A 26,698-nucleotide genomic window follows, 5' to 3' on the forward strand; every position below is an offset into this window, starting at 1 on the left:
CCGGGACAATCGCCCGACGCAGAGCTCGTAGCGGATCCCCCGCCGGAGGATCGGCCACCGAATGAGCAGCAAGCGGAAAAACGACCGACGACAGCACCGCCCGCCGACCTGCGCCGACGCTGGTACGACGGCAGCCCGTTCCCCGGCGATCTGCTCGCTCATCCGCGCCGGAGCCCGCTCGGCGACTGCGAGTTCGTCCCGCTCGGCCCGCACCTGGTCCAGTTGCTTGACCAGCTGTTCTTCCAGACTGTCCAGTTCCGCGCGGCGCGCGGCGATCCGTTCCAGTACCTGGAGGTCCACCATCGACGATCTACACGGCAGACTACCGCGCGCGACCAGCGCGAGCACTGGGGCACGGAACCCCACCAGCACCGTGACCTGCCACTTCACGATGCACACCACTCAGTGGGTGTTCTTCGGGGCGCTGATGGTGTTGCTCATCGTCTGGCCGTTCTTCCAGCGCTGACCGGCCGGCGCGATAGGAGTTGCACCGCGCCGGTACGTGTGCGGCGGGCCGGTGGCCCGCCGCACAAGCGGTGCGTCACTCGACGCGAAGCGCGGTCAGAATGCCGACAGACCGGCAGGTGTGCCGAGCCCCGTGGGGCCGTCGTAGCCCGGTCGGCCGGTGCACTGGTAGTCGCCGCCGCACTCGGTCACGAGCACGTTGCTCCCACCGACGACATCGTTCAGACCGGCGGAGTGCGCGTAGAGGTAAGACGCGTCGGGAAAGTGTCCGGGATGGCCGGCCAGCCCGATGATTCCGGCGACAAGGGGGGCCGAGGCGCTGGTGCCGCTTCCCACGCTCCAACCGTCCAGGCTGTCGTAGATGGCGACACCGGTGTCCGGGTCGGCGACCGCGGCGACGTCCGCGACCATACGGCCGGGGCAGTTCGCGTCGTGCTGCCAGGCCGGCTTGTCGACCCACGCCGAACACCCGCTGCCCGCGCCTCCCTTCTGCGAGTTCCACACCGTCTCGTTCCAGCCGCGCGCGTTGTCGGCCCGCTTCAGCGACGTGCCGCCGACGGAGACCACGGAGTCCAGATCGGCGGGGAAGCTCGGCAGGCCGTAGCCGCTGTCACCGCTGGCGACGGTGATCGCCACGCCCGGGTGGGAGTAGGCCGAGGCGTACTTCACCAAGGAGCCCGATTCCGTGTCGCCGTAGCTGTTGGAGATCTCGGTCGCGCCGAGCCGGGCCGCGGTGTTCTCCGCGGCGGCGAAGTCGGCGAACTCGGTGTCGTCGCTCTCCACCAGGAGGATGTGGCACTGCGGGCACGCGGCGGAGACCATGGCCAGGTCGAGCGCGGTCTCGCCTTCCCAGCCCATGTCTTCGGGCAGCGGGCCGGCTGCGCCTTCCTGGTTCACCTTGCTGAAGCAGCCGTTCGCGGTCGTGCAGGCGGGGAGGCCGTAGGTCGTGCGGTAGACGGCGAGATCGGCTTCCGCGGTGGCGTCGTCACCGGCAACCACCACGGCGACCGTCTGTCCCGCGCCGCCCGTGTCCGGCAGGTCGTAGGCGGCGCGCAGATCGGCCGGGCCGTAACCCGCGGGCAGCGCGTCGGCGCTTCGCACACCGCGAACGCCGCCCGGGTCGGTGCGTATCTGCGCGTAGCACCGGGCATGGCCGGGCGCGGCTGTCGGACACACGTCATGCACCGCTGACAGGCCCGCTGATGCCTGCGGAACGGGGCCGGCCCCTGCCATCCGCGTCGTGGCGGAGGCAGGCGTGGCGGAGGCGGGTACGGCGATGGGGAGCGTCGCGGCCAGGATGGCCCCCAGCCCAGTGCCGACGCGGAGAAGTCTTCTCACTGGGCGCTCCCGATGCGGTAGGCGTTGGTGACGGTCTGGCTCAGCGTGTTACCGGCGGCGTCGGCGGCGGTGACCCGGATCGCCGGCAGAACACCGCTGTGGACGGGGGAGTTGGGCCAGGACGCGACGTAGTCGCCGGCCGCTCCTGTGAGCCTCGCCTGCTGCCAGGTCTTTCCCCCGTCGTACGAGACGTCCACGGTCGCCGCGGTGACCGGGCTGTCGGAGCCGGCACCGTTCACGGCCAGGTGATCGACCGTCAAGTGCAACTGCTGGCGGGGCGTCGTGCTGGTGTCCGACAGGTCAAGACCGGCCAGGTCGTAGTGCGCGCCCAGCATCGGAAGCACCTGGCAGGGCACGGTCCCCGACCCGCCGTCGCAGTCGGACGCGCCGGCGCTCGGGGCGTCGGGCGTGTACTTCATCGTGAGATCGGTGTGGCTCGTGGTGCCGAGGCTCGAACCGCCCACGTCCAGGTCCGCGACCGCGCGGTAGGTGGCCGGGGTCAGCGGCTGCCCGGTGGTCGTCAGCGGCTGAGTAGAGGTCGTCTCGCCTATTTGGGTGCCGTCGCGGTACGCGGTGAGGTGGTACGAGGCCGGCATGCCGAACAGGAGGACACCCGAGTGCCCCGGGCCGCTGTCACCGAGAGACTCCAGACCGATGTTCAGCGTTCCACCGGCGGTGCACATCGCACAGGCCCGGCCGTTCCACACGACGGTCGAGGTCGGGGCGACCGGCCCCTTGCCCCAGTCCTCGGTGTAGGTGCGCCCTGCGACGTACTGGTCGGCCGGACTCGTGAAGGTGACGTGGTCGGGCGTGGTCATCTCCTCCGACCAGGTGCCTTCCCCGGTGGAGAGGACGTAGTCGGTGAGCACCGTGCCGAACATCGCCGGCCTGAAGGTGAGGGAGAGGCCGAACCCCGGATCGGTCAGTACGGCCGTCATGTTCCCGCTTGCCGAAGAGTATCCGGGAGACTTGTACAACCGGTTGCGCACAGTGGCCAGTCGGGCGGGCTTCGCCTGGTAGGACTCGTTCGCCGGCACCTTGTCCTTCGACACGAACGCCAGATCGTACCCGTAGTCCGCGGCGGAGCCGCTCCACACCACCATGTTGGACAGAGTGCCGGTGGCGGGCGTGTCAACCGCGTTGACGTAGAGCGGAGTCGTTCCGCTGACATCGGCGGAGAACGTCATAGTCGCGCCGTTCGCGTCGGTGCGCAGCACCTTGTCGGACAGCGAGTTCTGGGTGGCCGGCCTCGGGGTCCCCACGGTGATCCGGTCGGACGCGGTGGCCTCGCTGACGTTGAACGCGGTCACGCCGCCCGTGCCGGACGGCACGGTCAGGTCGTCCATCACGACCTGCCTGGTCGCGGTGGTGTTCCCGGCGGCGTCCTCGTCCTGGAACGAGGCGATCAGCATGTAGTGGCCTGCGGGTGCCTGAATGCGAGCGACACCGTCGGAGAGGGGCACCTGGTCGGCCCATAGCCGGTCGAAGGAGTCGGTGTTGACGAAGGTGACGAGCGCGTTCGAGGCGGGGGCACCGGTCAGGTCGGTGATGTTCAGCTGTACGGGGCTCAACGCGTACCGCGCCGACGTCGGCACCTGTGCCGACGCACCGGCCAGCGTCATGCTGGTCAGTCCACGCGGCAGCGGGTCGGTCGCGTCCGTCGCGTTGCGCTGCCGCAGCGCCGTGCCGAACGCCGTGGCCGACTTCGAAGTCAGGTAGCCGGTCGCGGTGTTGCCGCTGACCGATGTCAGGGTGACGCCCGCAGGTGCGGTGGGCTTCTGGCCCGCCGCAAAGGAGAGGCGAACCGGAATCCGGCCGGTGTCGCTGTACGAGCGCAGTGCCGAGACGTCGAACAGCGACATGTCGAGGCCATGCCCGAGGAAGGGCACGGCCGTCGCGGGGATCACCTCCACGTCGCCGTCGGGCCGGCGTATCTCGCGGAAGCCGGCGTCGCGGCTCCCACCGACCGGCGTGTAGGTGATCCTGTCCTTGACCGACGTCACCATGACCCGGTCACCGGTGACCAGGGTGAGGGCGGCGGGCGCGGTCGTACTGGTCTCGGTCGGAACGGTGTTGGTGGTACCGGTGTTGGTGGTACGGGACTCGGTGGTGCCGGTGGACCCGATGGTGCCGGTGGACCCGGTGGTGCCGGCCTCGGCCGTGACCGCCGATGCCGTACCGGCCACGGCGACCACGGCTGCAGCTGAGGCCAGGGTGAGTAGTCGCTTGAGCAGCATGCGTTCTCCGCACTTCTACGGCCCGTGACGGTGCATGACGGCCCCTGACGGCCTATGACGGCTCGTCATGGGTCGCCATGGTTCGTCGCGGGATACGGAATGCCCCGGCGCGACCGGCTGTCTGCCCATGCGGGCCGCGCCGAGGGCGAATGCGCTCAGCGTCGTCGTTTCATGTGATCGGCCTTGGGCCGGATGATCACCAATGCGTAACGGTGGGAGGGCTGTTGGCGTTTCCCGCCGCACGGCGGACGGGTCGGGCGGCCCCCGCGCCACGCGGAATGGGCACCCGCCCGCGCCACACGGAACGGGCCGGGTCGTGCGGGCGGTATGGCCGGGCGGAACGGGCTCGGTCGTGCGGACGGGTCACCCCTGTCGGCGCGCCGTCACCGTGCAGTACGCCAAGGAGCTGGCCGACACGAACATCCTGATCAACGCCGTCTGCCCCGGCTACACGGCCACCGACCTCAACGCCTTCCAAGGGGTGCGCACCGCGCAGCAGGGCGCGGTCTCCGCGATCCGCCTGGCCACCGTCCCGGACGACGGTCCGACGGCCCGCTTCTTCTCCGACGAGAGTGAGGTCCCTTGGGTTGGCAGGCGCATGGCCCCGGCCGCGGTCGGCAGGGTGCCGTGCGCCTTCTCATTGCCCGCACCGGGCCGCCAGCGCTCAGCGTCAGCGCTGTTCCGGCTCCGCGCCGGTCGGTGTGGGGGCGGTCTGGGCAAGGCCGGCGAGCAGCAGGTCGATCATGCGGCGGGCCTGGTAGTCGCGGAATTTCTCCACTCCGATGCACAGGTTGCCGATGGCGAGCATGAAGTCGTAGGCCCGTACGTCGGAGCGCGTGTATCCAGCGGCAGCGGACGCCTTCAACAGCTGGTCGAGCACGGGCATCAGGCGCTCGACGAACTCGTTGTGCAAGCTCTCGAATCCCGCTTGGTCCGAGTGCAGCGCCTCGGCGAGGCCGTGCTTGGTGACCAGGAAGTCGGCGAATTGGTGGACCCACTGCCGCAGGACCTCGTACGGCGTGCCGGCAGTCGGCGCGGCGTCGACGGCGGCGGCGAGCGCGTCGACCTGATGCCGGAAGACCGCCACCACCAGGTCCGCCCGGGTGGGGAAGTGGCGGTAGATCGTGCCCATGCCGAGGCCCGACTCCGCGGCGATCTCCCGCACGGGGGCGTCGATCCCCATGCGGACGAAAACGGCCGCGGCCGCGTCCAGGAGCTTCTGCTCGTTGCGGCGTACGTCGGCTCGCTTACGTCCTGCAGATGCTGACGGCGTGTCGGCCGTGGACATCGTGTACACCTCCTGCTTGCAAAGCGGAGCGACGCTCCGTATTGTGATCGGAGCGGCGCTCCGGATTCTCATTTTGCCAGACACCGCGCAGCAGAGGCCCACTGGGCTCGTCCGAGAAAGGCATTCGTTTCGTGAGCGACAACACGTCCGCCGACGGCGGCAACGACTCCACCACCCCGGTCATCTCCGTCAACCCGATCTCGCTGGCCGCTCCGGACCGCGGTCAGGACCTGCAGGCACGGATCACGGCGCCGACCACCGGCGGTAACCTGCCCGTCGTCGTCTTCTCCCATGGCATGAGCCTGACCATGGACGACTACGTACCGCTGGTCGGCTACTGGGCCGCCCGCGGGTTCGTGGTCGTCCAGCCCACCCATCTCGACTCCCTCGGCCTCACCCCCGACGACCCGCGCTCCCCGCTCATCTGGCGCATCCGCACCGCCGACCTCACTGCCGTCCTCGACCAGCTCGACACCATCGAAGCCGCTGTGCCCGGGTTGGCCGGCCGCGTCGACCACGACCGCATCGCGGTCGCCGGACACTCCTGGGGCGCACAGACCGCCAGCACCCTCGCGGGTGCACGGGTCGTAGGCGCCGACGGCCTTCCCGGTGAGAGCATGGCCGACCCGCGAGTCAGTGCCGCCGTGCTGCTGTGCCTGCCCGGCACCGGCGGCGCCGACCTGAGCCCGCTCGCCACCCAGTACTTCCCGTTCATGAACCCTGATTTCGCCGAGCTGAAGACGCCCAGCCTCTTGGTCGCCGGCGACCGCGACCAGTCCCCGCTGACGGTACGCGGTCCGGACTGGTTCACCGACGGCTACCGGCTCAGCCCGGGCGCCACCGATCTGCTGACCCTGTTCGGGGCCGAACACGGACTCGGCGGCATCCAGGGAGCCAACGACACGCGCACCACCGACGAAAGCCCCGAGCGTGTCGCGCTCGTGCAGCAGGCCACTCTGGCGTACTTGCGTACCGCGCTGGGCCTCGACCACAGCGCATGGCCCACCGCCCGTCGGGCCCTGGCCGCGGCCGATGCCCCGCTGGGAAGCATCGACTCGAAGTGACCAGCCTCCTCGTGCCGACCGGCACGCCCAGTTTTGGAATCATGACCGCCCTGCGCAGGTCGCCTACGACGACATCCTGCGGGTCTGGCGTGAAGCGGACGGCATCGAACAGATCGAGCAGGCCTGGCTGTTCGACCACCTCATGCCGCTCGGCGGCGACCCGAACGGACCCGCCTTCGAGGGCTGGACACTGCTGTCCGCACTCGCGGCCGGAACCGAGCGGTTGCGACTCGGAGTGATGGTCACGAGCAACAGGTTCCGGCCACCGGCCATGCTGGCCAAGATCGCCGCCACCGTCGACGCCGTCTCCGGCGGCCGGCTCGAGTTCGGCATCGGCGCGGGCTCTCGCCGGACGTGCCGCTGGCCCGGCGTGAGTACGCGGCTCACGGTCTTCCCTTCCACGATGCCGCTCACGCGGTGCGGAGCCTCGCCGAGGCGTGCACGATCATCCGCAGGCTGTGGAACGAAACCGCGCCGTTCGGCTTCCAGGGCGACTACCACCAGTTGACGGGCGCGTTCTGCAGTCCCCAAACCCGTCCAGGACCCGGGCGTCGAAGTGCGTTGACCGGTCAGGCGAAAGATCATCATGTGCGGTCTGGTGGCCGCCGCGGCGCTTCCCGCCGCCACCCCCGCCTTCGCCTGGGCGGCTGATCTTCCAGCTCTGCCGGAGGGTGCCGTGCGCCCGCACGGCTGAGGATCAGGCGGTCTTGACGATGGTGCCGGCGCCTTCGAGTCCGGTGACCTCTTCGGCGGGTGCGGTGGTGTCGGTGACGAGGGTGTGCAGGAGGGTGGCGGGGCCGACGTAGGCGTAGGCGGTGCGGCCGAGTTTGGCGCCGTCGGTGGCGACGATGGTGCGGCGGGCGGAGGCGATGCTCGCTTTCTTCACCGCGGCGTCGTCGAGGTCGTAGGCGGTCAGGCCGTCGGCGGCGCTCAGTCCGCAGCAGCCGATGACGGCGGTGTCGAAGCGCAGGGCGGCCAGGGAGGCGAGGGCGAGGGGGCCGGTGAGGGCTCCCTCTGCGGCGCGGGGCTGTCCCCCGGGCACGACCAGCGTGGCCGCGCCGGGTGTCTCGCCGAGCAGGTGGATGGCCTGGAGGGACAGCGGCATCACGGTGACGGGCCGCTCGCGCAGGAGGCGGGCGACCTCTAGGCACGTGGTGCCGCTGTCCAGAAGGACGCTCTCGCCGTCGGCGATGAGCGCGGAGACCTCGGCCGCGATCCGGCGTTTGGCGTCGACCGCCTCGCGGGCGCGCAGCGCGAAGGGGGGCTCCTCGCCGCGGAGCAGCAGGGTGCGTGCCCCACCGCGGACGCGTTCGAGGACGCCCTGGGCGGCGAGGGTGTCGAGGTCGCGCCGGATGGTCATCTCCGAGGCGCCGGTCAGCTGGGCGAGCTCCTGGACCGTGGCGCCGCCGGAATCCCTGACGGCCTTGGCGATCAGTCCGTGCCGGTCTGCGTTGCTCATACCGCGATTGAACACCACCAGCAAACAACCAAGCAATCTGTTCATTAGCTCGACTTTTGAACATGACATATGTTCGTTACGGTGGGTGGCATGGATCGTTCGCTTCGAGCCGCCCGTGTGGCGACCTACATCTACTTCGTCCTGTGCGGCACCCTGATGGGCACCTGGGTGGTGCACATCCCCGCGATCGAGGACCGCGTGGGCATCAGCCACGCCACCCTCGGCGGCCTGCTGGTGCTGCTCGGGCTCGGAGCCTTCATCGGAATGCAGGTGGCCGGCCCCCTGACCGACCGCCTGGGCTCGCGCATCGTGGTCCCCGCCGGCGGCACCCTGTGCGGCGCGGCCCTGATCCTGCCCGGTCTCGCCCAGGATCCGTGGACGCTGGCCGGCGCGCTGCTGGTCTTCGGGTTCTGCAACGGCTGCCTGGACGTGAGCATGAACGCCCACGCCGTGCACGTGGAGAAGGCGTACGGCCGGCCCGTCATGTCGGGCTTCCACGCCACGTTCTCCGTCGGCGGCGTCCTCGCCTCGCTCGTCGGAGCGGGCGCGGCGAGCGCGGGCCTGAACCCGGCCGCGGGCATGGCCGCCATGGGAGCCGTGGGCGTCGTGATCGCCCTGGCCTCGGCACGCGCCCTGCTGCCCGCCGCCGAGAGCCCCGGCTCCGGCTCCGGCTCCGGCTCCGCGACGGAACCCGAGGCGGCACCGTCCGTCAAGCGCCGCAGCACCACGGGGCGTGTCTGGCTGCTGGCCGTCCTGGCGCTGATGGTCATGCTGTGCGAAGGCGCCGCCAACGACTGGAGCGCCCTGCACCTCAAGGACGTGCTGGGGGCGCCCGCCAGCACGGCCGCGTTCGCTTATGGCACCTTCGCCGCGGCCATGACGCTCGGCCGGCTGCTCGCCGACCGGCTGGTGGCCCGGTTCGGGTCGATGGCGATCCTGCGCTACGGCGCGGCCACGGCCGCCGCCGGCATCACCCTCGTGGCCCTGGGCCCGTGGATGTGGGCCGCGTTCACCGGCTGGGCACTGTTCGGGCTGGGCCTGTCGGGCTGTGTCCCCCAGTTGTTCAGCGCGGCCGGGCACGCGGACCCCGCCGCCGCCGGCGCCAACGTCTCCCGCGTCGCCGGACTCGGCTACGTCGGCATGCTCGCCGGCCCCGCCGTCATCGGCTGGCTGACCCACCTCGTCGCCCTCAACCACGCCTTCGTCCTGCTGACCCTGCTGTGCGTGACCACCGCCGTGGGCGCCCGCGTCCTGCACACCGAAGCCGGCCACACCCGCCAGAGCGAGACGGCGCGCAGCGGCCACTGACCGCTTGTGCGGCACGGACCTGACCCCGTGCCGCACAAGCCCCCCGCTCCCCGGCCCGTCAAGGACCGGGAGGCGAAACCCGCCGCCGTTCCCGAAGGAGCCCTGATACCTCACACCCAGCCTGCCCGCGGCCACGTCGGCGTCCTACTGCCCCGCGATCTCCCCATCCCTGACGTACTGCCGTACGCACGGCGCGCCGAAGACCTCGGCTTCGAGCAACGCTGGGTGGTGGAGGACCTCGGCTGGCGCGGCGGCATCGCGCAGGCCGCCGCCGTCCTGGCCGGCACCACGAACATCACCGTCGGCATCGGCATCCTGCCCGCCGGCGCCCGCACCGCGTGGGCCGAAGCCACCAGCATGCCGAGCAGCGGCGCCACACGTGCGGAGTGCGACGAGCAGCGCGTTCTCGCCGCCCGGCAACGCAGTCCACGGGCGGCCTCGACCGCTCCCGGCCAGTCCTCCCCGGATCCGGCCGACTCCCCCGCCCCCGCACCGCCGAACCCGGGACGAAGGCGCTGACGCGACGACCGCCCTGACATCACACCTGCTCCGGACAACAGCCGACCGACCAAGCCGAGCCACCCCGCCCAACCCCGAAGACTGCGAATACACCAGCGCTGACCGGCCCCACCCATGCCATGGCCCTGCGCACGACGACCACCACCTTCGACTCCCCGCGCGGCAGAGCCTGGTGAAGAGCACCTGTCCCAAGGTGCCGCATCCCCCACCAAACGGCGATCAGCACCGTTGTCGACTGGGCATACGGGCAGGATCGCGTACTATGCGGTCGCAACGCCCAGGAAGCGCAGCACCGCCAGGACGCGGCGGTGGTCGGCGTCGGCCTTGGGCAGGTCGAGCTTGGTGAAGATGCTGTTGATGTGCTTGGCGACAGCGCTCTCGCTCACCACCAGCTCGGCGGCGATGCCGGAGTTGGACCGGCCGCCCGCCATCAGTTCCAGCACCTCCCGCTCGCGCGGTGTGAGCCGGTCGAGTGGATCGCTGTGCCGGCGTACCAGCAGCTGCGCGACGACCTGCGGGTCGAGCGCGGTGCCGCCGGCCGCCACCCGGCGTACCGCCTCGGCGAACTCCTCGACGTCGGCGACGCGTTGCTTGAGCAGATAGCCGACGCCCGAGGTGTTGGCGGCGAGCAGATCGGCCGCGTACCGCTCCTCCACGTACTGCGACAGCAGGAGCACGGCGGTACGCGGGTACTGGCGGCGGATCACCAGCGCGGCGCGTACTCCCTCGTCGGTGAGGCCGGGCGGCATGCGCACGTCGACCACGGCGATGTCGGGCCGGTGCTCCTCGACGGCTGCCAGCAGCCCTTCTGCGTCGGCGACCTGCGCGCACATCTCGAAGCCGGCCGCCTCCAGCACCTTGACCACGCCGATGCGCAGCAAGAGGGAATCCTCGGCGATCACGGCGCGCACGGCAGCTCCACGGTGATGACGGTCGGGCCCCCGGCGGGGCTGCGGCAGGAGAACGTGCCGTCGACGGACGCGACGCGTTTGGCGAGCCCGGCGAGCCCGGTGCCGCCGGCCGCTGCGAGTTCCGCGCCGCCCGCGCCGTCGTCCGCGACGACCACCAGCAGTGTCTCCCCGATCCGCTCCACAGTCACGTCCGCCCGGGTCGCCTGGGCGTGTTTGACCACGTTCGTCAGGGCTTCGGAGACCACGAAGTACGCGACGGCCTCGACCGTGGGTGAGGGGCGCTGCGGCAGGTCCACCGCCACGCGCACCGGGATCGGGAGGCGGGCGGCGACCCCGGACAGCGCAGCGTCGAGGCCGCGGTCCTCAAGGACGGCCGGATGCAGGCCGCGCACCAGGTTGTTCAGCTCGGCGATCGCCTCCTTCGCCTCGCGGTGCGCCTCGTCGATCACCTTGCGGGCGTCCTCCGGCAGGTCGCCGAGGGTGGCCCTGGCCAGGCCCAGGTTGACGGCGAGTGAGACAAGGCGCTGCTGAGCGCCGTCGTGCAGGTCGCGCTCGATCCGCCGCCGCTCGGCGTCGGCGGCGTCGAGCACGCCGGCCCGGCTCTCGGCGAGGTCGGCGACCCTGCGGGCCAGCTTCTCCGTGCGGCTGGGGCCGAGCAGGACCTCGGCCGCCCGTGTCTTCAGCCGCACCAGAGCTCCGGTCAGCCGGGGCCCGGGGAACAGCAGGGCGAGGCCGCCGGCGGTGATATACGCGGCCTGCGTGGTGTACCCGAGGTCGGTGACCCGCCACTGCGTGGGCAGCGCCCAGATCCACACGTAGATGGAGGCGGCCACGAGAGCGGCTGCCCAGACGGCGAGGACGGCGAGGTCCAGGACGGCGAGCAGCGGACCCGCCACGGCGTGGTAGCAGACCTGCCGCCACAAGGCCCGGCCGGTCAGCCGGCGCACCGCCGACTTCCAGTTCCGTCCCGGCCCGGGTACGGCGGAACGCGGAAGGTCCTTGCCGACGAGCGCCCGGTAGCGCCGCCGCTGCCCGCCGGTCAGCAGGGGTGTCACCACGAGCGTGAGCAGCACGGGCAGCGGAGTCACGGCCACCGCGCCGGGCGCGCGCACCAACGCCGCCATCGTGCCGAGCAGCCAGAGCCACAGGGGGACCACGGCGAGGTGGAGCGGCAGGCCGGCGGCGACGAGCGCGGTCCGGTGCCCCGCCCTGCGGAACGGCCGGCCCAGCACCACTTGCAGCCACGTCATGAGTTGCATGCGCCAAACGGTAAAGCCGCAGGCCACCCCCGTGCCATGACGCTCCCGCCCGGTTCGGGGGTGCACTTATCTCCACCCCGGGTCGGAACCCTGCGTGACTGACGGCGCCCTGGTGTGCGGCGGAGGGTGGAGCACGTGAAAGGGAGAGCCGGCGGGGAGCGGGGGAAGACGATGCGTCAACTGGTGTTGTGTGAAGAGGAAGTGGCCGGTGCCGAGGGCTCCGACCGCGCCGAGGTCATCCCGCTCCACGAAGAGGCGGAGGAACCGCGCCAGGCGCGGGGCATGCGGCGGGCCGGGTGGCTGCTGGTCGCCTGCGGGCTCGCCCTGCTGCCGTGGCTGTACGTGCTGGCCACCGGCCTGCAGGCCACCGCGACCGCAGCGCACTGGCCGGTCGCCTGGGCCGGGCTCGACGCGCTGGAGGCGCTCGGCCTGATCGCCACCGGCCTCCTCGCCGCCCGCGGCGACCGGCACCACGCCCTGGCAGCCGCCGCGACCGCGACGCTGCTTGTGGTGGACGCCTGGTTCGACACCACGACCGCGGCCCCGGGCGGCGACTTCGCCACCGCGGTCGCCATGGCGCTCGGCGCGGAGCTGCCGCTCGCCGCGCTGTGCGGCCGGCTGGCGCTGCGGACGCTGAGCCGGCCCGCGTGACGCCGACCGCCCGACTACGTACCACGGACCGAATCGATCCACCGGAGAACACCATGCACCGCATCACCACCGCCCCCATCGCCCCGATCCCGGCCCGGACCCGCTGGGCGATCGCCGCCGGCGCGGGCGCCGCGTTGGCCGCCGCCTGGTGGCTGGGCGACACGGCGCCCTATCCGTACGCCCAACGCGGCCTGCTCGACGTGCCGTTGCCGTTCCTGACCGCCGGCCGGGTGGACGCCGTACTGCGGCCGCGACCGGGAGAGCGGATGCTGGAGATCGGCCCGGGGACCGGCCTGCAGTCGCTGCACGTCGCCCCGCAGCTCGGGCCGGAGGGACGGCTCGATGTGCTCGACATCCAGCAGGAGATGCTCGGCCACGTGATGTGCCGCGCCGAGCGCGACGGCGTGGCGACGATCAGGCCCACCCGCTCGGACGCACGTGAACTGCCCTACCCTGACGGAACGTTCGACGCCGTATACGCCGTGACCGCGCTCGGCGAGATCCCCGAGCCGGATCGGGTACTGCACGAGGCGGCACGGGTGCTGGCACCAGGCGGGCGGCTGGTGATCGGCGAGTTCTTCGACCGGCACTGGATCCCCTTCGGCCGGCTGCACCGGCTCGCCGACGCCGCCGGCCTGCACCTGAGCGAGCGCCGCGGCCCAAGCCCGGCATACCTCGCCCGCTTCCGGCCCTGCCGAGCCGACGCGCCAGGCAACCAGAGCGAGCGCCTCGCCCACAGCGACCGGGACACCAACGACGGGCAAGCGTGAGCACCACACCCAGGGACCGCCATCACCGCGCTGAACAACCTGGACCGCGGTAGGCCGCTCCAAGAGACGAGCGGGCCCCTCCCCCACCGCGGCCAGCCACGAGAACCGTGGCGTTCCCGCAAGGTGGGAGGCAGTCAGGTCTACTACTGGCGCCGCACCGCCGCAGACCGGGCCGCCCGGCAGAAGGCCGACACCCAGCTGGCCGCCCGGGTACGGGCTGTGCACCGTGAGTCGGACGGCACCTACGGCGTCCCCAGGATCACCGCCGAGCTCTGCGGCGACGGCGAGCGGGTCAACCACAAGCGGATCGCGCGCGGGATGCGGAGCATCGGCCTGGCGGGCGTGCGGCTGCGCCGCAGGCACCGCACCACCATCACGGACCCGGCCTCGGCGAAGGCCCCGGACCTGATCGGCCGCGACTTTCACCGCGAGTGAACCGAACACCAAGTACGTCGGCGATATCACCTGTCTCTTCCTGGACAGCGGCAAGTTCTCTACCTGGCCACCGTCATCGACCTCGCCTCACGCCGCCTCGTCGGCTGGGCGACCGCGAATCACATGCGCACCGATCGCGTCATCGACGCCCTGGCCGCCGCCGATCCAAGACACCCATCGCTCCACCTCTCGATCAAGGTGTTGCGACGACCGATTGAATCCGCCCTTTGCTCTGGGGGTCACACCCGTCGGGAGGGGCAGGGGCCGGCCGCTCCGCGGGCCCCGGCGCTACCGCCGGGGCCCGACCGGCTGCCTCAGTGGTACCTGACCTCCAGCGGACGGTGCACCGACTGGGCCGGTGCGGTGACGGTCAGGGTCCGCGAGCCCGCGTCGAAGGACCAGTGGGAGGCGGAGACCCGCCGCCCGTTGACGAGGACCTGCTTGGGCGCGTTCGCGTTCATGAAGGAGACCGTCCACGCGCGGCGGGAGACCTGGCCCTTGAACGATCGCGACGCCGGGGCGATCGAGACCGTGTGGTCCGCGCCGTGCTCGGCGTAGCGGATCGCCGTCGTGGCGCTCTGCCTGCTGTCGGCCGTGGTGCCGTTGTCCTCGTACAGGCTCGTGGCCCCCGGCGCGCCCTGCGCGACGGTGACCGTCGCCTTGGTGAGGGGGTTCTGGACATCATTGGCGACGTTGCCGGTGCGCGTCGTCATGATGCCGCCCGACTTGATGAAGACGGGCATCGAGTCCAGACCCGTGGTGATCTTCTGCGTAGTGCCGCCCGCGTACGTCTTGCCGGTGAAGTAGTCGGTCCACGAGGAGCCGGCCGGGAACCAGACGGACGTGGTGGCCGATTCGCCGGGCGTGGTCACCGGGGCGACCAGCACGTCGGGGCCGTAGAAGTACTGGCTGCCCGCCGTCGCGTACGCGTCCTGGCTCTCCGGGTACTGCACGTAGGTCGGCCGCACCACGGGGGTCCCGGTGCGATTGGCCTGCTCGGAGAGGCTGTACGTGTACGGGACGAGGTCCTCCCGCAGGTTCAGGAACTTCTCGGCGGACGCGTCAGAGGCCGGGCCGTACTGCCAGGGCAGCCGGTCGCCGTGGTTGCCGTGCAGGCGGTCCACCGGCTGGAAGGTGCCCAGCTGCACCCAGCGGGCGTACAGGTCGTCGGGCAGCTTCGTGGTCCCGGGTTCCGCGCCCTTGGCCTGGGTGCCGTCGTTGTTGAACCCGCCGATGTCGTGCGACACGTTGGACAGGCCGGTGGACGCCGACTCGCCCGGGGTGTAGCCGACCTCGAACTTGAGGGTGGCCCAACTGGACGTGGAGTCACCCGTGAAGTGTGCGGTGGTGCGCTTGTCGGCCCACGGCCCTGTCGGCAGGCCGTGCGGGTTGTAGTTGCCCTGCGGCAGCGCCCCGAAGGCCCGGGAGAGCGCGAAGGAGCGCTGGCCGTTCTTCGCCGAGTCGTCGGCGTACTGCTGGTTGATCCAGGCGTCTGGCGTCACCCCGCCGAGGGACGAGACGGACGCGTCGCAGCACCAGTCGAGCCACCAGACGTCCACGCCGGCCTTGTCCATGGGCTCGTGCAGATCGAAGTACGCCTTGAGCTGGTCGGGGTCGCCCCAGTCGAAGGTGTAGGTGTTGTTGCCGCCGTCCTTCAGCTTGCCCTTGGCCGTGGCCTGCGCCTGGGCGAACCTGGGGTCGTCACCGGAGATGCTCGGGTGGATGTTGAGCGAGTTGTGCAGCCCCTGCGCGGCCGACCAGTCGAAGAACGCCTTGGGGTCGGGGAACTTCTTCGGGTCCATCTCCCAGCCGTTCCAGGTGCTGGGCGACTTGAAGTCCGTGTCGGTCACCAGGACGTCGAGCGGGACGCCGGCCTTGCGGAACTTGGGCAGGATGGTCTTCTCGTAGTCCGCGGCGCTGCGGTCGTAGTACTCGGAGTACCAGACGCCGTACACCCAGCGCGGCAGCAGCGCGGAGGGCCCGGTCAGGGTGGCGAGGTCGGCCAGGCCCTGCTGGTAGTCGTGTCCGTAGCCGAACACGTACCCGTCCTGGTAGCCCTTCCCCGCGTGGTCGCCCCGCTGCGTGACCTTCCGGGTGGCGTTGTCGAAGATCGCCGAGGCGGTGTCGTCGAGCAGTGTCCAGCCGTCCTGGTAGAGCAGGCCCGGCGTCGTGGGCGCCTCGCCGTTGACGCCGTCGAGGCTGCGGCGGTACCCGCCGAGCGGCGCGTGCGGGGAGAGCAGCGGCGAGGTGCGCGAGGTCACCGCTGCGGTGTCGAGGTTGACGCGGCAGCCGTCGTCCTGCGGGCAGCCGACGGTCACGTCGTTGGGCCCCGCGGCCAGGTGCACCGGCACGGTGGCGGTGCGCCAGGCGTCCCAGTCGCTCGTGGCGGGCAGCGAGGCCTTCACGGGGCCGCCCGCGCCGGCCTTGACGGAGATGTCACGGGCGGCGCCGCTCGCGTCGCCGTTGGAGTACCGAAGCTGGAGGGCGTAGTCGCCGGCCTTGGGCACATCGACGACGTGCAGCGTGGCCCGCGCGCCCGAGGACTCGAGACCGGCCACGAACCCGCGGCCCGAGTAGCCGTTGTGGTCGGACTTGAGCGCGGCGGAACCGCCGAGGCCCGCGGTCTCGGCCTGGCAGACGGTGCCGAAGGAGCAGTCCTCGACCGGTGGCGTCACGGGGTCCGGGTAGGGCGCTCCCGGCGTCAGGACGGCAAGGTTGTCAAGGTTGACGTTGCCGGAGTCGGCCGCGGTGCGTGCGAAGGTGACGGTGTGGGTGCCGGCCGACAGGTTGAGCGTGACCGACGCCGTGGACCAGGTGTCCCAGCTCGCGGTCTTCGGGAGCGTCAGTGTCTTCGCGGCGCCGCCGTCCGCCGACACGCTCAGGGTGCGGTCCTCGTCGCCGCCGTCGCCCCCGACGGCGTTCGCGTAGCGGGAGGCGACCTGGTAGGTGCCGGCCTTGGGGACGGTCACGGAGAACGACAGAGAGTTGCCCGTCGACCGGAAGCCCGCCGCGAAGCCGGAGCCGGTGTAACCGGAGTGGTCCGTGGCGACGCCGACGCCGTTGAGGGTCTGGTCCTCTGCCTCGCACCGCGTCCCGACGGCGCAGACCGGCGCGTTGGGCCAGGGAGCGGCGGTGACCGACTGCTTGCCGGCCTTCTCCGTCACCTTCAGGTTGTCCGCGGTGAACTTCCCTGAGCCGACCTTGTACGTCAGCGTCATGGCGCTCGTGCGGATCGTCAGCTCGCCGTGGCGCGTCGACGACGTGAACGGGGTCCTGCCGAAAGTGTCGCGGCCGATGGCGTTGAAGGTCGCCGCGTCGACGAATTTCGCGTCCCCCGCGTACTCGGTGCGTATGAGCGTCGAGGAGAGAACCTCGAACCGGGCGTCGCCCGAGACGACCTCAGAACGCGCGGCGCTGTGACCGCGAGCCGCCTGCGCGCCTTGCGCTGCCTGTGCGGGGGACCCGGCGGCCCCCAGGGCCACCAGAACGCCGGCCGCGGCAGCGGCCGCCGTGAGTTTGCGACGTTGTCGCCATCTGTGAGTCATGGAACCCGGTGCTCCTTCGGTATCTCCTGGAGGGGGTGCTTCGCCGGTACTTCGCCGGTACTTCGCCGGTACTTCGCCGGTACTTCGCCTGACAACGATGTCAAGAATCGGTGAAGCGGCAGCCGGGGCGCGCACACCGGGGTGCGGGAATGGGCGGGGGCGCGTCTCGAAGTGTGCGTACGGGTACGGCGGTTGCCGGCGGGACACGTTGTCCGAGCCATCCGCGACCGCCTCTCGACCGGCACCGGTACCTCAGATCATGCTCCTTTCAATATCAACCCACCGCGCCACACGTCGTCAATGCGTCGGCACGGCCGGGTAGGTGGGTCGACGGGCGGCCCTTCGGCGCGTCAGAAGGTGTACGACGGCAGCTCGATGTTCGATGCGAGCGACTTCGTGCTCGCAGAGCATGGGCGCCCAGCCCCTGTGGCTCCCGGCCCGGGACGTGGCGGCGGCCGGAGCCGCCGCCGGTTTGGCGGGGCTCAGCGACGAACGTCGATCACCGTGCGCCGGTCGGTGGGTAGACGGTCTGTCGTCACCCTCACCGTTCGCTTCGCGGCGTCGTACATCCACGCCACCCGCTCTCCGTTCACCGTCACCGACACCGGGCGTTCGGCATTGACGTAACTCACCGTCCAGCTAGACGACGTGGACCGACGGGGTGGGATGGATCCGATCGTGACGGCCGCTGCCACCGTGCTGGTGCGTGCGAGCATCCATCGCACTGACCTCTCTGCAGGCGGCCGGAGCGATCCGGGGCCCTGGGAACGCATCGAGGCTCCCCAGGACGCCGGGCCGTTGAACGTGATGGGCCACGGTGCCAGCGTAGATCGCCGAGGCAGCGACACAGCTTCAAGGACACTGCGGGATCCGGCCGGGGACGAGAGGGCCCGGCCTCGTCGCGCGCAGACCGACAGGTGGGCGCTGGACCACGAGGCTGCCGGCTGCTCCACGAGCCGGAGGGGCGCCTGCGGGTACAGCGGAAGCACGCCGGAGAGGTCCGTCGTGGGTGACCGCGAGGGACAGGAGCAGCGGCGGCAGTGCGCACCGCAGGAGCCCGTGACGGCTTGCCCGGCACCGGTCCGGCTCATGGTCGGGGTGCGTGCACCGCGCACCTGCCGGTGGTCGGTGCCTCATCACGGTGGCTTCTTCGGCGCCCTGATCGACGCGGTCACCGACGGACACGGCATCGACCTCTACCTCCGTTCTCGACGAACTACCGGCAGTCAGCGCTGACGGCTTCGACGACGGACAGCACGGTCGGTGTCGGCACGATCCGCCGCAGGCGCAGCCCCGCCTCTTCGAAGAGCTGGACGAAGTCCTCTTCGGTGCGCTCCCGTCCCACCAGGGAGCACATCATCATCAGGTCGAGGGTCTTGGACTGGTGGGCCAGGTCGCCGGGTGGCACGACGGCGTCGACGACGAGGATGCGGCCGCCGGGTGCCATGGCCTGCCGGCAGTTGCGCAGGATCGTGGCGGACTGCTCGTCGTCCCAGTCGTGGAGGATGCGCTTGATGAGGTAGATGTCCCCCGGCGGGGCCGAGGAGAAGAAGTCGCCGTCGGCCGTGGACCACCGGCCATCTATGTCGTCGTGGTCGCCCAGCCGGTGGCCGGCGAGGACGTGCGCCTGGTCGTGGAGCACTCCGTGCAGGCCGGGCTGTCGGCGGAGAACCTCCAGGAGCAGGCCGCCGTGGCCGCCGCCGACGTCCACGACGGTGCCCGTGGGCGGAAAGTCGTAGGCCTCGGCGATCGGTTCGTTCTCGTGGTCCGACATGGCGGCCATGCCGACGTGGAAGACGGCGGCGGTTTCCGCGTCGCGCGCGAAGAAGTCGAAGAACGACGTCCCGAAGATGCCGGTGAAGGCGGAGCCGCCGTCGGTCAGGCAGCGGTGCATCTCCCCTGCGGGGCGCCACATGGTGGCGTCGGTGAGCATCAGGATCGCGGCACGGGCGGAATGAGGGGCGTCCGAGCGCAGCGCCTGACCGGTGGCGGTCAGCCGGAAACGCCCCGCGCCCGTCTCCTCGACCACGCCGCGAGTGGCGAGCAGCCGCAGGACTCGTCCGAGGTTGCGGGCATCGGTCCCCGTCGCCTCGGCGAGCCGCTCGACGCTTTCGCCGCCGGCTGCCATGTGGTCGGCCACTCGTACGGCGGCGGCAGCGCGCAGCGCCGCGGGAAACAGGAAGCCCAGACTTTCGTCGATCAGCCGGGCGGCGGATTGCCGTGCCGTGTTCATCACTGCGTCACCTCTTCTTGGCAGGACCCGTCGCTCCGGCGGCCGGGCCGCGCCTGCGGGGACGGGCCGGGGCGGGTGGTCCAGGAGGGCGGGACGGCGGTTGCCGGCGGGAGTTCTACGGTCAGGGCGACCTGTGTCGACGGTGGGCGGGTTTCGGTGAGGCTGCTGGTCCCAGTGCAACCCCTCGGGCACGGCGCGGACAGAGGGCTTCCGGCCGTCTTCACCCGGACGTGGGCAGGTCTTACCCGGCTGTCGCGGGCGGTCTTGCCGGAACACCCCTCAAGGAGCGGGTACGCGCGGCCGCCAGCGCGTTGCCCTTGGTGCGGTGTCAGGGCCGCGCGTACCCGCGTCGGGTCGTCCTCCCTCGTCCTCCCCCCCATCCATTCACCGACCGTGCTCGGCCGTCACGTGCCTCTGCACGGTTCTCGCCGTGCCGGTCCCACGAGTTCGCGGAGCACGTCGTCGAGCATCGCGGCGTCCTGGGCGGCCCTGCCCAGCGCCACTCCGTCCCAGGGAGCCAGTCGGCGCAGGGAGGAGTAGGTGCCCGGGGTGACGGCGCCGCCGTAGATCACACTGAGGGCGAGGTGACCGGGTGCCGCGTGGTGCAGGGCGTCCAGCACCGCGGCGGCCTGATGAGGCTGGGCGCTTTGCGCGGACCCTATGGCCCACACGGGTTCGTACAGCACGACGGCCGCGGCACCGACGGGAAGGAACCGCAGGGCGGTCGACGCCTGCTGCCGGACGTGTGCCACGGTCTCGGCTGGACCGAGGCGCTCGTTCTCACCGACGCATATCACCGGCGTCACACCGGCGAGCGAGGCTGCCCGTGCCTTGCGGCCGACGAGCCGGTCGTCCTCGGCGAAGAGGCGGCGCCGCTCGGCGTGTCCGACCATGACGTGCGTGCAGCCGATCTCCGCCAGCAGGCCGGCGGAGACCTCCCCGGTGACCGCTCCGGCCTCGCACCACACGTTCTGGGCCCCGACGCTCATGTCGGTGGCCTCGATGCGACGTATGCCGAAGGGAAGAAGCGGGTGGGGCAGGCAGAGGCAGAACCGCAGCCGCCCGAGGGCGTCGGCCCTGGGCAGGAGGACGTCGTTGATCCATTCTTCGGTCTGCCGGAGACCCAGGTTCATCTTGGTGCTGGTCAGCGAGATCGGTGTCGTCATACGCGTTCCCGTGCCTATTCGAGGTTGGTGTGGGAGGCGAGCATTTCTCTTGGGTCGACGTCGTGCAGCCGCTCGTAGGCGAGGACCAGGGAGTCGAAGAACAGCAGGGCGCCCTGCTCGAAGAGAGTGCCGACGAACTGGATGGAGCAGTCGGGTTCGTGGTCCTGGCTGTACTCGGCCAGGTGAACCACCAGGTCGGCCTGACGGGCCAGCCGCGAGTCGGCGTTCGCCGTCACCGCGGTGATCCGAGCGCCCGCCTCAGCGGCGTTCTCCGCCATCACCACGGATGTGGGGGTCTCGCCCGACCCGCTGCACACCACCAGCAGGTCACCGGGGCCGATGGCGGGGGTGGTGACGTCGCCGGCGACGTGGGCGTGCAGACCCAGATGTGTCAGGCGCATCGCGAACCCCTCCACGGAGAGCTTGGAACGCCCGGCTCCGGCGACGAAGATCCGTCTGGCGTCGCGGAGCGCGGTGACGAGAGCGGCAGAGGCCCCGTCGTCGACATGAGAAAGCATGGCGTCGAGTTCCCGGGCGATGACGCGCCGGGCCGAGGCGTAGGGACCGTCGACGCCCACGGTCACCTCAGCCGGGGACGCATCGGTTTCGATGGGTTTGTTTTGATCGACCATGTGGTGCCAATCCTGTTCAGATCGGTGCGAAGTGTTCGTCGGGGCCTGTCATGCTGATGAGGAGTGGGAGTGCCAGGAATCACGGTGCAGCACTTCTTCGACGGTCCGGCGTGGCACCGGCCGGAAGGCAGTGCCCTTCGGGTGCGTCACGGCCAGGAGGCCCGCCTGAGTGACGTGGTCCGGCAGCCCGAGGATCTCCGCCGCCTCCTGAGCACGGGCCAGGTGCAGCGCCGTCACCGCGCTGGCCAGGCCACGCAGCCGCAGAGCGAGCATCAGACTCCGTATGGCGGGCCAGATCGAGCCGTAGTACACGGAGTGCGCGACGTGGTCCACCGGAGCCGGGAATCCCAGGCGCGTGAACGTCTCCTCGAAGTCGCCGGGTGGCACGCTCAGGCAGGGCACCACGAGGACGGGCACGCGGGACAGCTGCTCGGGCAGGTGAACGGACGCCCGCCAGACACCCGTTCGGCCCGGCTCCTCGGCGGCCTGGGCCGCCATGGCCTCCAGATAGGGGCGGCCGGCGCGCCGGTAGCACTCGGCCAGCCGGTGCCTGCGTTCCGCATCCGTCACGACGATCCACTGCCAGGGCTGATCATCGGAACCGTTGGGCGCCTGCAAGGCCGTCGACAGGGCCTCGCGCTCCAGACTGATGTCGACCGGCCGATCGAGGTCCAGCCGCCGGCGTACGGACCGGGTCGTCGTCGACAACTCCTCAGCGCTCAGCTGCCCACTCGCCGAAGCGGCTGCGGGCCCCTCGCTCGCCGCCTTCTTCTCGTCCTGCACGGAACCCGCCTTCCTGCTCCGGTGAAGCGGACCGTCCTCGGCCACGCACCGCCGCCACGTCGTCGGGGCCTGCCGCCAAGTGCCGCACTCGCCACCGCCTCGGTCACCGAACGGCTGCGGACCAGTACGGGTTCGGCGAAGCGGGCCTCTTCCTGACCCGCGCCCTGCACTCCGGCTCTCCCGGCGCATCTTCCTCACGCCTCCTCAGGCGCGCCGATGCGTGAACGCGTTGAACAACACCGGTCCAGGCCGTCGCCCACTCTCCGGGCGCCGGTTACCGGGGCTCCTGCTATGAAGTTCCCGGCGTGGGGGCGTGGTGCGACATCCTGTTCAGCAGGACGACCACCTCGGGAACCCGCCGGAAGCGCACCAGCTGTCCCTGCAACTCCTTCAGCAGCAGCACGGATCGGTGCGAGCGCAATGACGCGCACTCATCGACGAAGTGCCGGGTGTAGACGCACGCTTCGCCGACTCGGCCCAGGTCGAGCAGGACCAGGGCCACGCGCGCCTGGCTGAAAGCCCTCCTGCGACGATCATGGGAGGGACGCTCCTGCGCCGCGTACCTCAGGGAGTCCAGGGCCGCCTGCGTGTCTCCGAGCCGATACAGCACCTGCCCCTTCCGGTAGGCCCACCCCGCTCTCGGATAGCAGGTGAAGAGGCCCGGGCAGGACTCCGCCCGCTCCAGGATCCTGTCGGCCATACCGAGGTCACGGTAGGCCTCGTGACGTTCTCCCGACAGAGCCCGGACCTGGGCGCGTTGGGCGAGTACGAAAGCCTGTAAGTCGTCGCTCGCCGCGGTGCCGGCCGTGGTGACCGCCGTGTCGGCGAGGTCGACCGCATACCGCAGTGCGCCCATCCGGACCGCCTGGACACTCAATGCTCGCAGCGTGATGGCGCGTATGCGGTGGTCCCCGTGCTCGGCCGCGGTTCTGAGCGCGGCGTAGTAGTAGCGCTGCGCCAGCCCCGGATGCCCCGCGTCCGCGGCCATCTCGCCCAGCAGGTACGCGAGTTGCGCTGTCGCCGACAGCAGGTCCCGCCGTGCGGCCGGTTTCGCCGGCCGCACCAGCAGCCGCCCGATGTCATCACCGAGGTAGGAGGCGGGCAGGGCACGGGCATGCCCGCCTCCGAAGCGGGACCAGTTCGCTGCGAACTGGTCGAGCATGAAGCGGACCCTCTCCGCGTCGGCGTCGGTGATCCCGGCGCGGCGTCCGCTCCGGCCGGCGTCCTGCCCTGTGGGTACCGTCCCGCCGTCCGGCAGGGCCAGCTCCCGGAAGACGGAGCGCAGCAACGTCGAACGACGTGCTGGATCGGCGTCGATCCTGGCCAGCGCCACCAGGCTGCGCAAGGGATCGGCCTGCCGTCCGTTCGCCACGTCATCGCCCGTGTCCTCGTTGGCATCCTTGGCCAGCCCCGTCTCCGCCAGGCTGACCGCGCGCCCGGTCCTGCGGGTCAGTACTTCAGCCACCAGTTCGGGAACGGGGCCTCTGGGGCGCGAGCCCGCGAGCCAGTGGGCCACTGCCGTGCGGTCGTAGCGCAGTGACATCCCTTCGGCGGCCGCCAGGCGGTTGACGTTCCTCGCGAGTTCCCCCGCGCTCATGCCTGCCTCGCTCAACAGGTCCGAGAGCGAGATGTTGCGTCCACGACGGCGCGGCATCGGTCCCTCCCCCGCATCGACTTCCAAGGGGTTCCATCGGCTTGGGGGACGGCCCCGTGCCGGCCGGCGCCCGTTGCCATGTACTGCTTAAGCTGTGCGCGGTCATCCGCTATGGCGTCCCGGGCAAGCGGCTTCCATCGGGGCGCCTGACGCTGCTGTACCCATGTCCTGAACAGGGCAGTGCGCGTGCTGCCCCGGCCTGGAGCAACCCGCCCGCGGTCGTCCGCAGCCCCTGTGCGCGACCGCCCGTTGAGCAGCAGGCGACCGAGCACGCCTCGATGAGTCGTGGGCGTCCGGTGAGCGGGCGGCAGGCCGTGCCCGGTCCGGCCGCACGTTGCCGCGATCAAGGCAAGAAGGAAGCCATGGCCACCCCCGGGATGCGCTTCGGCAGAAACCCAGACCAAGCACCTGATTGCTCGATCTCATGCTTCCTGTATTCACCCCTTTCCCCGCACGCAAGCCCGGACTGGCGCAGGTGGCACGCTTCTTTCCCCATCGGATCGTCACTGGGCCGGGAACGCGGGCAGATCATCGCGGCGAACCCCCTCAGTCCGGCGGGCGATCCGGCAGGAGCCGCCCACGCACTGACTGATCGGCCACAGCCAGTCCGGCCCGACCGCGGTCCCGAACTCCTTCCCGCCGGTGGCGCCGCGACGGCACCGTCCCAGAGCGGCTTCGCTCTCGCGAGCAGGGCTGCTCACGGAGCCGAGCCGGGATCGTCGTTCCGTCAAGCTCTCGACGGCGGCCGGCCCCTGACGACCCAGCCGCCGCCGACACAGGCGCCTCCCGCCTGAGCAAGAGCGCCCCGCCGGTGGACGTGCGGAGGCCGCGCGATTGCACCTGCGCCGCGCCTCTGGCCCCGGCATGACGCGGAAACGGGCCGGAGCCGAGCGGGCCCCCCGAGCCACTGCGCGCAGGAGCGACGGCCTCCCGAGCGACCACTCACCCGTAACTCAGCTGTGCCGACGGACGAACCGGGCTGCCGTCCCTACCCAGCCTGGCCGCGATCGCGTCACCCAGGCCGTTCCGTCACCGCATGCGCGTGCCGCCCACGTGGGCCCGTCCGAGGGCAACGGTGACCCAGGGGTTCGGCTCCGGCCATGAGACCGTCTGGCGGCTGCCTCCCGGCTGTAAGCCGCTCGGCGTACTCGCACAGGGGGCAACCGTCCTGAAGCCGCCGCAGGCCCCGCGGACCGTGCTGCCCGAGAGAGACGTCGCGATGTGGATAGTCGCCGGGCTCGCGGGACGGCTGCCGCCCCTGGAGGCCCGGCAAGGAGCCGGCAGAACAGATCCACGGCGCCTGCCGCGGGCACCCGCAGGCCGTGGCCGGCGGGCCGGGCCCGCCGGATGCGAGGTCCTCCCCTGTCCCCCAAGGCCGGGTACACCCGGCGTCGGCAGCGTAGGCTCCAGCGGCTCAAGGGCCTACGACAGCTCCTGGAAGCCCTCCGGTACGCAGCCTGTGAACCGCGCACCGTTCACTAACCAGCACCGTGCCCTCAGCCGAGTGAACGACGCCGACACCGCTGGAGCAGGGCCGAGCCGACGAAGCGTTCCCGTGCGGCTGGCGCTGCACCGAGGGGCGACGCATCGCGCGCTCTCGCCGGTCCATGCTCCTGGTGCTCCTGGTGCGAAGACAGAAGCACGGCTGCCGCGACTCCCGCGGATCCCTGCGGCAATCGTCCTGCCGACCGCGGTCGGAGCGCCTGCTTCCGCGACGCGACCTGCTTGGTGGCTGCCTCTCGGAGGGCGTTCACCTCTTCCCCCATCACGGGCGCGCGGCGGGCGAGGGCGGCCACGTGGTCGTACAACGGGTCGTTCATACGCACATCGTTCAGCCCGGCGCGCGAGGGCGCCACCTGGAGGGACATCCGGGGGATGTCCCTCCTCCGCAGCGCCCGACACCTCGTCCGGACCCAGGTCCGTGTGACCGGCCACAGCACACACCTTCCCGGTTCGGCAAGCCTCCAGCGCTGCCCGGTGGACTCGTCACCGTCGAACTGTCGAACTCCCACACCGCCGGCGGACGGGCGGTTGCCCAGTCGTGGAGCCGTGAGCCGTGGCCCCTCGGCGCAGTCACCGCAGGCAAAGCGGTGCCATGCCTCGGCGGGCGCCTGGCCGATGAGGTAGTCGATGCGTCAGATCTGGTTCTCGCCGCCGTCGGCATAAAGGTTGGCGCCGAGGATGAAGCTGCTCTGGTCGGAGGCGAGGAAGGCGACAACCGCAGCGATCTCCTCGGGGCGTGCCATCCGGCCCAGCGCGGTGTCCGCGGCGAGCTTGGCCCGGAGACCGGCCGCGTTCTCCTGTCCGACCAGGTTGGTGACCCCGGGGGTGTCGACCGGGCCCGGCGAGATGGCGTTGACCCGGACGCCGCGACCCTTGAGCTCGTTGGCCCAGACCCGAGCGAAGGACCGTACGGCGGCCTTGGATGCCGCGTACAGACCGAACCCCTCGGCACCGTTGTCGGCAGCGGTTGAGGCGTTCAGGATCACCGATGCGCCGTGGTTGAGCAGGGGGAGCGCCTTTTGCACGGTGAACAGCGTGCCCCGCACGTTGACGTCGAAGACGTGGGCGAGGTCCTCTTCGGTGACCTGCTCCAGCGGCACCAGCGAGGCGGTCGCGGCGTTCGCGAAGAGCACGTCCAGACCCCGGCCGCGGGCGCGGACCGCGTCGTACAGCCGGTCCAGGTCGGTCAGGTCGGAGATGTCTCCGGCCACAGCGGTGGCCCTCGCCGCACCGATGGTCTCGACGGCCGTGTCGAGTTCGGCCTTGCGCCGGCCGGTGATGAACACGTTCGCGCCCTCGGCCGCCAATCGTACGGCGGTGGCCAGGCCGATCCCGGTGCCGCCGCCGGTGACGACCGCTGTCTTGTCCTTGAGCTGACCCATGCGTTTGACCTCGTTAAATTAAAGTACCGATCGGTTCGTAATGTAACGGTAGCAGACTTCCAGACCGATCGATACGGAAGTAGTAGAGTGGAGTGC

Annotated in this window: 19 protein-coding genes and 3 pseudogenes; 8 read left to right on the forward strand and 14 right to left on the reverse strand. The window is 71.0% G+C overall.

Annotated elements, in window-relative coordinates:
• The 3 genes from ACFC02_RS25900 to ACFC02_RS25910 all read right to left on the reverse strand — a co-directional run.
• A partial coding sequence (locus tag ACFC02_RS25900) for a hypothetical protein (protein ID WP_376361762.1) occupies positions 1–390 on the reverse strand: 390 nt, incomplete at its 3' end.
• A gap of 171 nt (positions 391–561) precedes the next feature.
• Complete coding sequence (locus ACFC02_RS25905) at positions 562–1,566, reverse strand: peptidase S8 (protein ID WP_376361765.1); 1,005 nt, start codon at positions 1,564–1,566, stop codon at positions 562–564.
• Positions 1,567–1,799: 233 nt separating this feature from the next.
• Positions 1,800–4,040: a hypothetical protein gene (locus tag ACFC02_RS25910; RefSeq protein ID WP_376361768.1), complete on the reverse strand. Its 2,241-nt coding sequence runs from the start codon at positions 4,038–4,040 to the stop codon at positions 1,800–1,802.
• Positions 4,041–4,416: 376 nt separating this feature from the next.
• Here ACFC02_RS25910 and ACFC02_RS25915 point away from each other — a divergent pair.
• Positions 4,417–4,626: pseudogene (locus ACFC02_RS25915) on the forward strand (dehydrogenase); the annotation flags it as partial.
• A gap of 84 nt (positions 4,627–4,710) precedes the next feature.
• On the opposite strand, the gene ACFC02_RS25920 reads toward ACFC02_RS25915, so the two are convergent.
• The gene (locus ACFC02_RS25920) at positions 4,711–5,328 is read right to left on the reverse strand and encodes a TetR/AcrR family transcriptional regulator (RefSeq protein ID WP_376361771.1); all 618 of its coding nucleotides are present in this window, start codon (positions 5,326–5,328) and stop codon (positions 4,711–4,713) included.
• Positions 5,329–5,459: 131 nt separating this feature from the next.
• On the opposite strand from ACFC02_RS25920, the gene ACFC02_RS25925 reads away from it, so the two are divergent.
• Positions 5,460–6,392 (forward strand): alpha/beta hydrolase family protein, encoded by a 933-nt coding sequence (locus ACFC02_RS25925; RefSeq protein ID WP_376361774.1) that lies wholly within the window; start codon positions 5,460–5,462, stop codon positions 6,390–6,392.
• A gap of 41 nt (positions 6,393–6,433) precedes the next feature.
• Positions 6,434–6,977: pseudogene (locus ACFC02_RS25930) on the forward strand (LLM class flavin-dependent oxidoreductase); the annotation flags it as partial.
• A 112-nt stretch (positions 6,978–7,089) separates the two neighbouring features.
• Here the strand turns inward: ACFC02_RS25930 and ACFC02_RS25935 are convergent.
• Complete coding sequence (locus ACFC02_RS25935; protein ID WP_376361777.1) at positions 7,090–7,851, reverse strand: DeoR/GlpR family DNA-binding transcription regulator; 762 nt, start codon at positions 7,849–7,851, stop codon at positions 7,090–7,092.
• A gap of 90 nt (positions 7,852–7,941) precedes the next feature.
• Here ACFC02_RS25935 and ACFC02_RS25940 point away from each other — a divergent pair, with 90 nt between their 5' ends.
• Positions 7,942–9,159 carry an MFS transporter gene (locus ACFC02_RS25940; RefSeq protein WP_376361781.1) on the forward strand — a complete coding sequence of 406 codons (1,218 nt, stop codon included), beginning with the start codon at positions 7,942–7,944 and terminating at the stop codon, positions 9,157–9,159.
• A gap of 102 nt (positions 9,160–9,261) precedes the next feature.
• Positions 9,262–9,492 (forward strand): annotated as a pseudogene (locus ACFC02_RS25945) (LLM class flavin-dependent oxidoreductase); the annotation flags it as partial.
• 446 nt (positions 9,493–9,938) lie between these two features.
• Here ACFC02_RS25945 and ACFC02_RS25950 read toward each other — a convergent pair.
• Positions 9,939–10,589, reverse strand: a complete 651-nt coding sequence (locus ACFC02_RS25950; protein WP_376361784.1) for a response regulator — start codon at positions 10,587–10,589, stop codon at positions 9,939–9,941.
• Positions 10,577–11,848: a sensor histidine kinase gene (locus ACFC02_RS25955; RefSeq protein ID WP_376361787.1), complete on the reverse strand. Its 1,272-nt coding sequence runs from the start codon at positions 11,846–11,848 to the stop codon at positions 10,577–10,579. Before ACFC02_RS25955 ends, ACFC02_RS25950 begins: the two co-directional genes overlap by 13 nt.
• A gap of 135 nt (positions 11,849–11,983) precedes the next feature.
• On the opposite strand from ACFC02_RS25955, the gene ACFC02_RS25960 reads away from it, so the two are divergent.
• The 3 genes from ACFC02_RS25960 to ACFC02_RS25970 all read left to right on the forward strand — a co-directional run bounded on the left by ACFC02_RS25960 (position 11,984) and on the right by ACFC02_RS25970 (position 13,704).
• The gene (locus ACFC02_RS25960) at positions 11,984–12,499 is read left to right on the forward strand and encodes a hypothetical protein (protein ID WP_376361790.1); all 516 of its coding nucleotides are present in this window, start codon (positions 11,984–11,986) and stop codon (positions 12,497–12,499) included.
• Between the two features lie 53 nt (positions 12,500–12,552).
• Positions 12,553–13,269 (forward strand): class I SAM-dependent methyltransferase, encoded by a 717-nt coding sequence (locus ACFC02_RS25965; protein WP_376361793.1) that lies wholly within the window; start codon positions 12,553–12,555, stop codon positions 13,267–13,269.
• Positions 13,270–13,392: 123 nt separating this feature from the next.
• The gene (locus tag ACFC02_RS25970) at positions 13,393–13,704 is read left to right on the forward strand and encodes an IS3 family transposase (protein ID WP_376361796.1); all 312 of its coding nucleotides are present in this window, start codon (positions 13,393–13,395) and stop codon (positions 13,702–13,704) included.
• Positions 13,705–14,018: 314 nt separating this feature from the next.
• Here ACFC02_RS25970 and ACFC02_RS25975 read toward each other — a convergent pair whose 3' ends face one another.
• The 7 genes from ACFC02_RS25975 to ACFC02_RS26005 all read right to left on the reverse strand — a co-directional run bounded on the left by ACFC02_RS25975 (position 14,019) and on the right by ACFC02_RS26005 (position 26,602).
• Complete coding sequence (locus ACFC02_RS25975) at positions 14,019–17,249, reverse strand: TIM-barrel domain-containing protein (protein ID WP_376361799.1); 3,231 nt, start codon at positions 17,247–17,249, stop codon at positions 14,019–14,021.
• 1,216 nt (positions 17,250–18,465) lie between these two features.
• Positions 18,466–19,482 carry a methyltransferase gene (locus tag ACFC02_RS25980; protein ID WP_376361801.1) on the reverse strand — a complete coding sequence of 339 codons (1,017 nt, stop codon included), beginning with the start codon at positions 19,480–19,482 and terminating at the stop codon, positions 18,466–18,468.
• A 404-nt stretch (positions 19,483–19,886) separates the two neighbouring features.
• Positions 19,887–20,648: a triose-phosphate isomerase gene (locus tag ACFC02_RS25985; RefSeq protein ID WP_376361804.1), complete on the reverse strand. Its 762-nt coding sequence runs from the start codon at positions 20,646–20,648 to the stop codon at positions 19,887–19,889.
• A 14-nt stretch (positions 20,649–20,662) separates the two neighbouring features.
• Positions 20,663–21,280: a 6-phospho-3-hexuloisomerase gene (hxlB, locus tag ACFC02_RS25990; RefSeq protein WP_376361807.1), complete on the reverse strand. Its 618-nt coding sequence runs from the start codon at positions 21,278–21,280 to the stop codon at positions 20,663–20,665.
• A gap of 48 nt (positions 21,281–21,328) precedes the next feature.
• Complete coding sequence (locus tag ACFC02_RS25995) at positions 21,329–22,063, reverse strand: nitroreductase family protein (protein WP_376361810.1); 735 nt, start codon at positions 22,061–22,063, stop codon at positions 21,329–21,331.
• Positions 22,064–22,352: 289 nt separating this feature from the next.
• On the reverse strand, positions 22,353–23,717 hold the full coding sequence (locus tag ACFC02_RS26000) for a tol-pal system YbgF family protein (RefSeq protein WP_376361813.1): 1,365 nt from the start codon (positions 23,715–23,717) through the stop codon (positions 22,353–22,355).
• 2,135 nt (positions 23,718–25,852) lie between these two features.
• A complete protein-coding gene (locus ACFC02_RS26005; RefSeq protein WP_376361816.1) occupies positions 25,853–26,602 on the reverse strand; it encodes an SDR family NAD(P)-dependent oxidoreductase in 750 nt (249 codons plus the stop codon).
• Positions 26,603–26,698: the final 96 nt, after the last annotated feature.

It is taken from the genome of Streptomyces sp. NPDC056160, from assembly GCF_042268205.1.
GTDB lineage: Bacteria > Actinomycetota > Actinomycetes > Streptomycetales > Streptomycetaceae > Streptomyces.

Coding starts and splice junctions, on each gene's coding strand:
- ACFC02_RS25910 (WP_376361768.1), bottom strand. CDS start 4,040: ATGCTGCTCAAGCGACTACTCACCCTGGCCTCAGCTGCAGCCGTGGTC.
- ACFC02_RS25920 (WP_376361771.1), bottom strand. CDS start 5,328: ATGTCCACGGCCGACACGCCGTCAGCATCTGCAGGACGTAAGCGAGCC.
- ACFC02_RS25935 (WP_376361777.1), bottom strand. CDS start 7,851: ATGAGCAACGCAGACCGGCACGGACTGATCGCCAAGGCCGTCAGGGAT.
- ACFC02_RS25940 (WP_376361781.1), top strand. CDS start 7,942: ATGGATCGTTCGCTTCGAGCCGCCCGTGTGGCGACCTACATCTACTTC.
- ACFC02_RS25955 (WP_376361787.1), bottom strand. CDS start 11,848: ATGCAACTCATGACGTGGCTGCAAGTGGTGCTGGGCCGGCCGTTCCGC.
- ACFC02_RS25965 (WP_376361793.1), top strand. CDS start 12,553: ATGCACCGCATCACCACCGCCCCCATCGCCCCGATCCCGGCCCGGACC.
- ACFC02_RS25975 (WP_376361799.1), bottom strand. CDS start 17,249: ATGACTCACAGATGGCGACAACGTCGCAAACTCACGGCGGCCGCTGCC.
- ACFC02_RS25980 (WP_376361801.1), bottom strand. CDS start 19,482: ATGAACACGGCACGGCAATCCGCCGCCCGGCTGATCGACGAAAGTCTG.
- ACFC02_RS25985 (WP_376361804.1), bottom strand. CDS start 20,648: ATGACGACACCGATCTCGCTGACCAGCACCAAGATGAACCTGGGTCTC.
- hxlB (WP_376361807.1), bottom strand. CDS start 21,280: ATGGTCGATCAAAACAAACCCATCGAAACCGATGCGTCCCCGGCTGAG.
- ACFC02_RS26000 (WP_376361813.1), bottom strand. CDS start 23,717: ATGCCGCGCCGTCGTGGACGCAACATCTCGCTCTCGGACCTGTTGAGC.
- ACFC02_RS26005 (WP_376361816.1), bottom strand. CDS start 26,602: ATGGGTCAGCTCAAGGACAAGACAGCGGTCGTCACCGGCGGCGGCACC.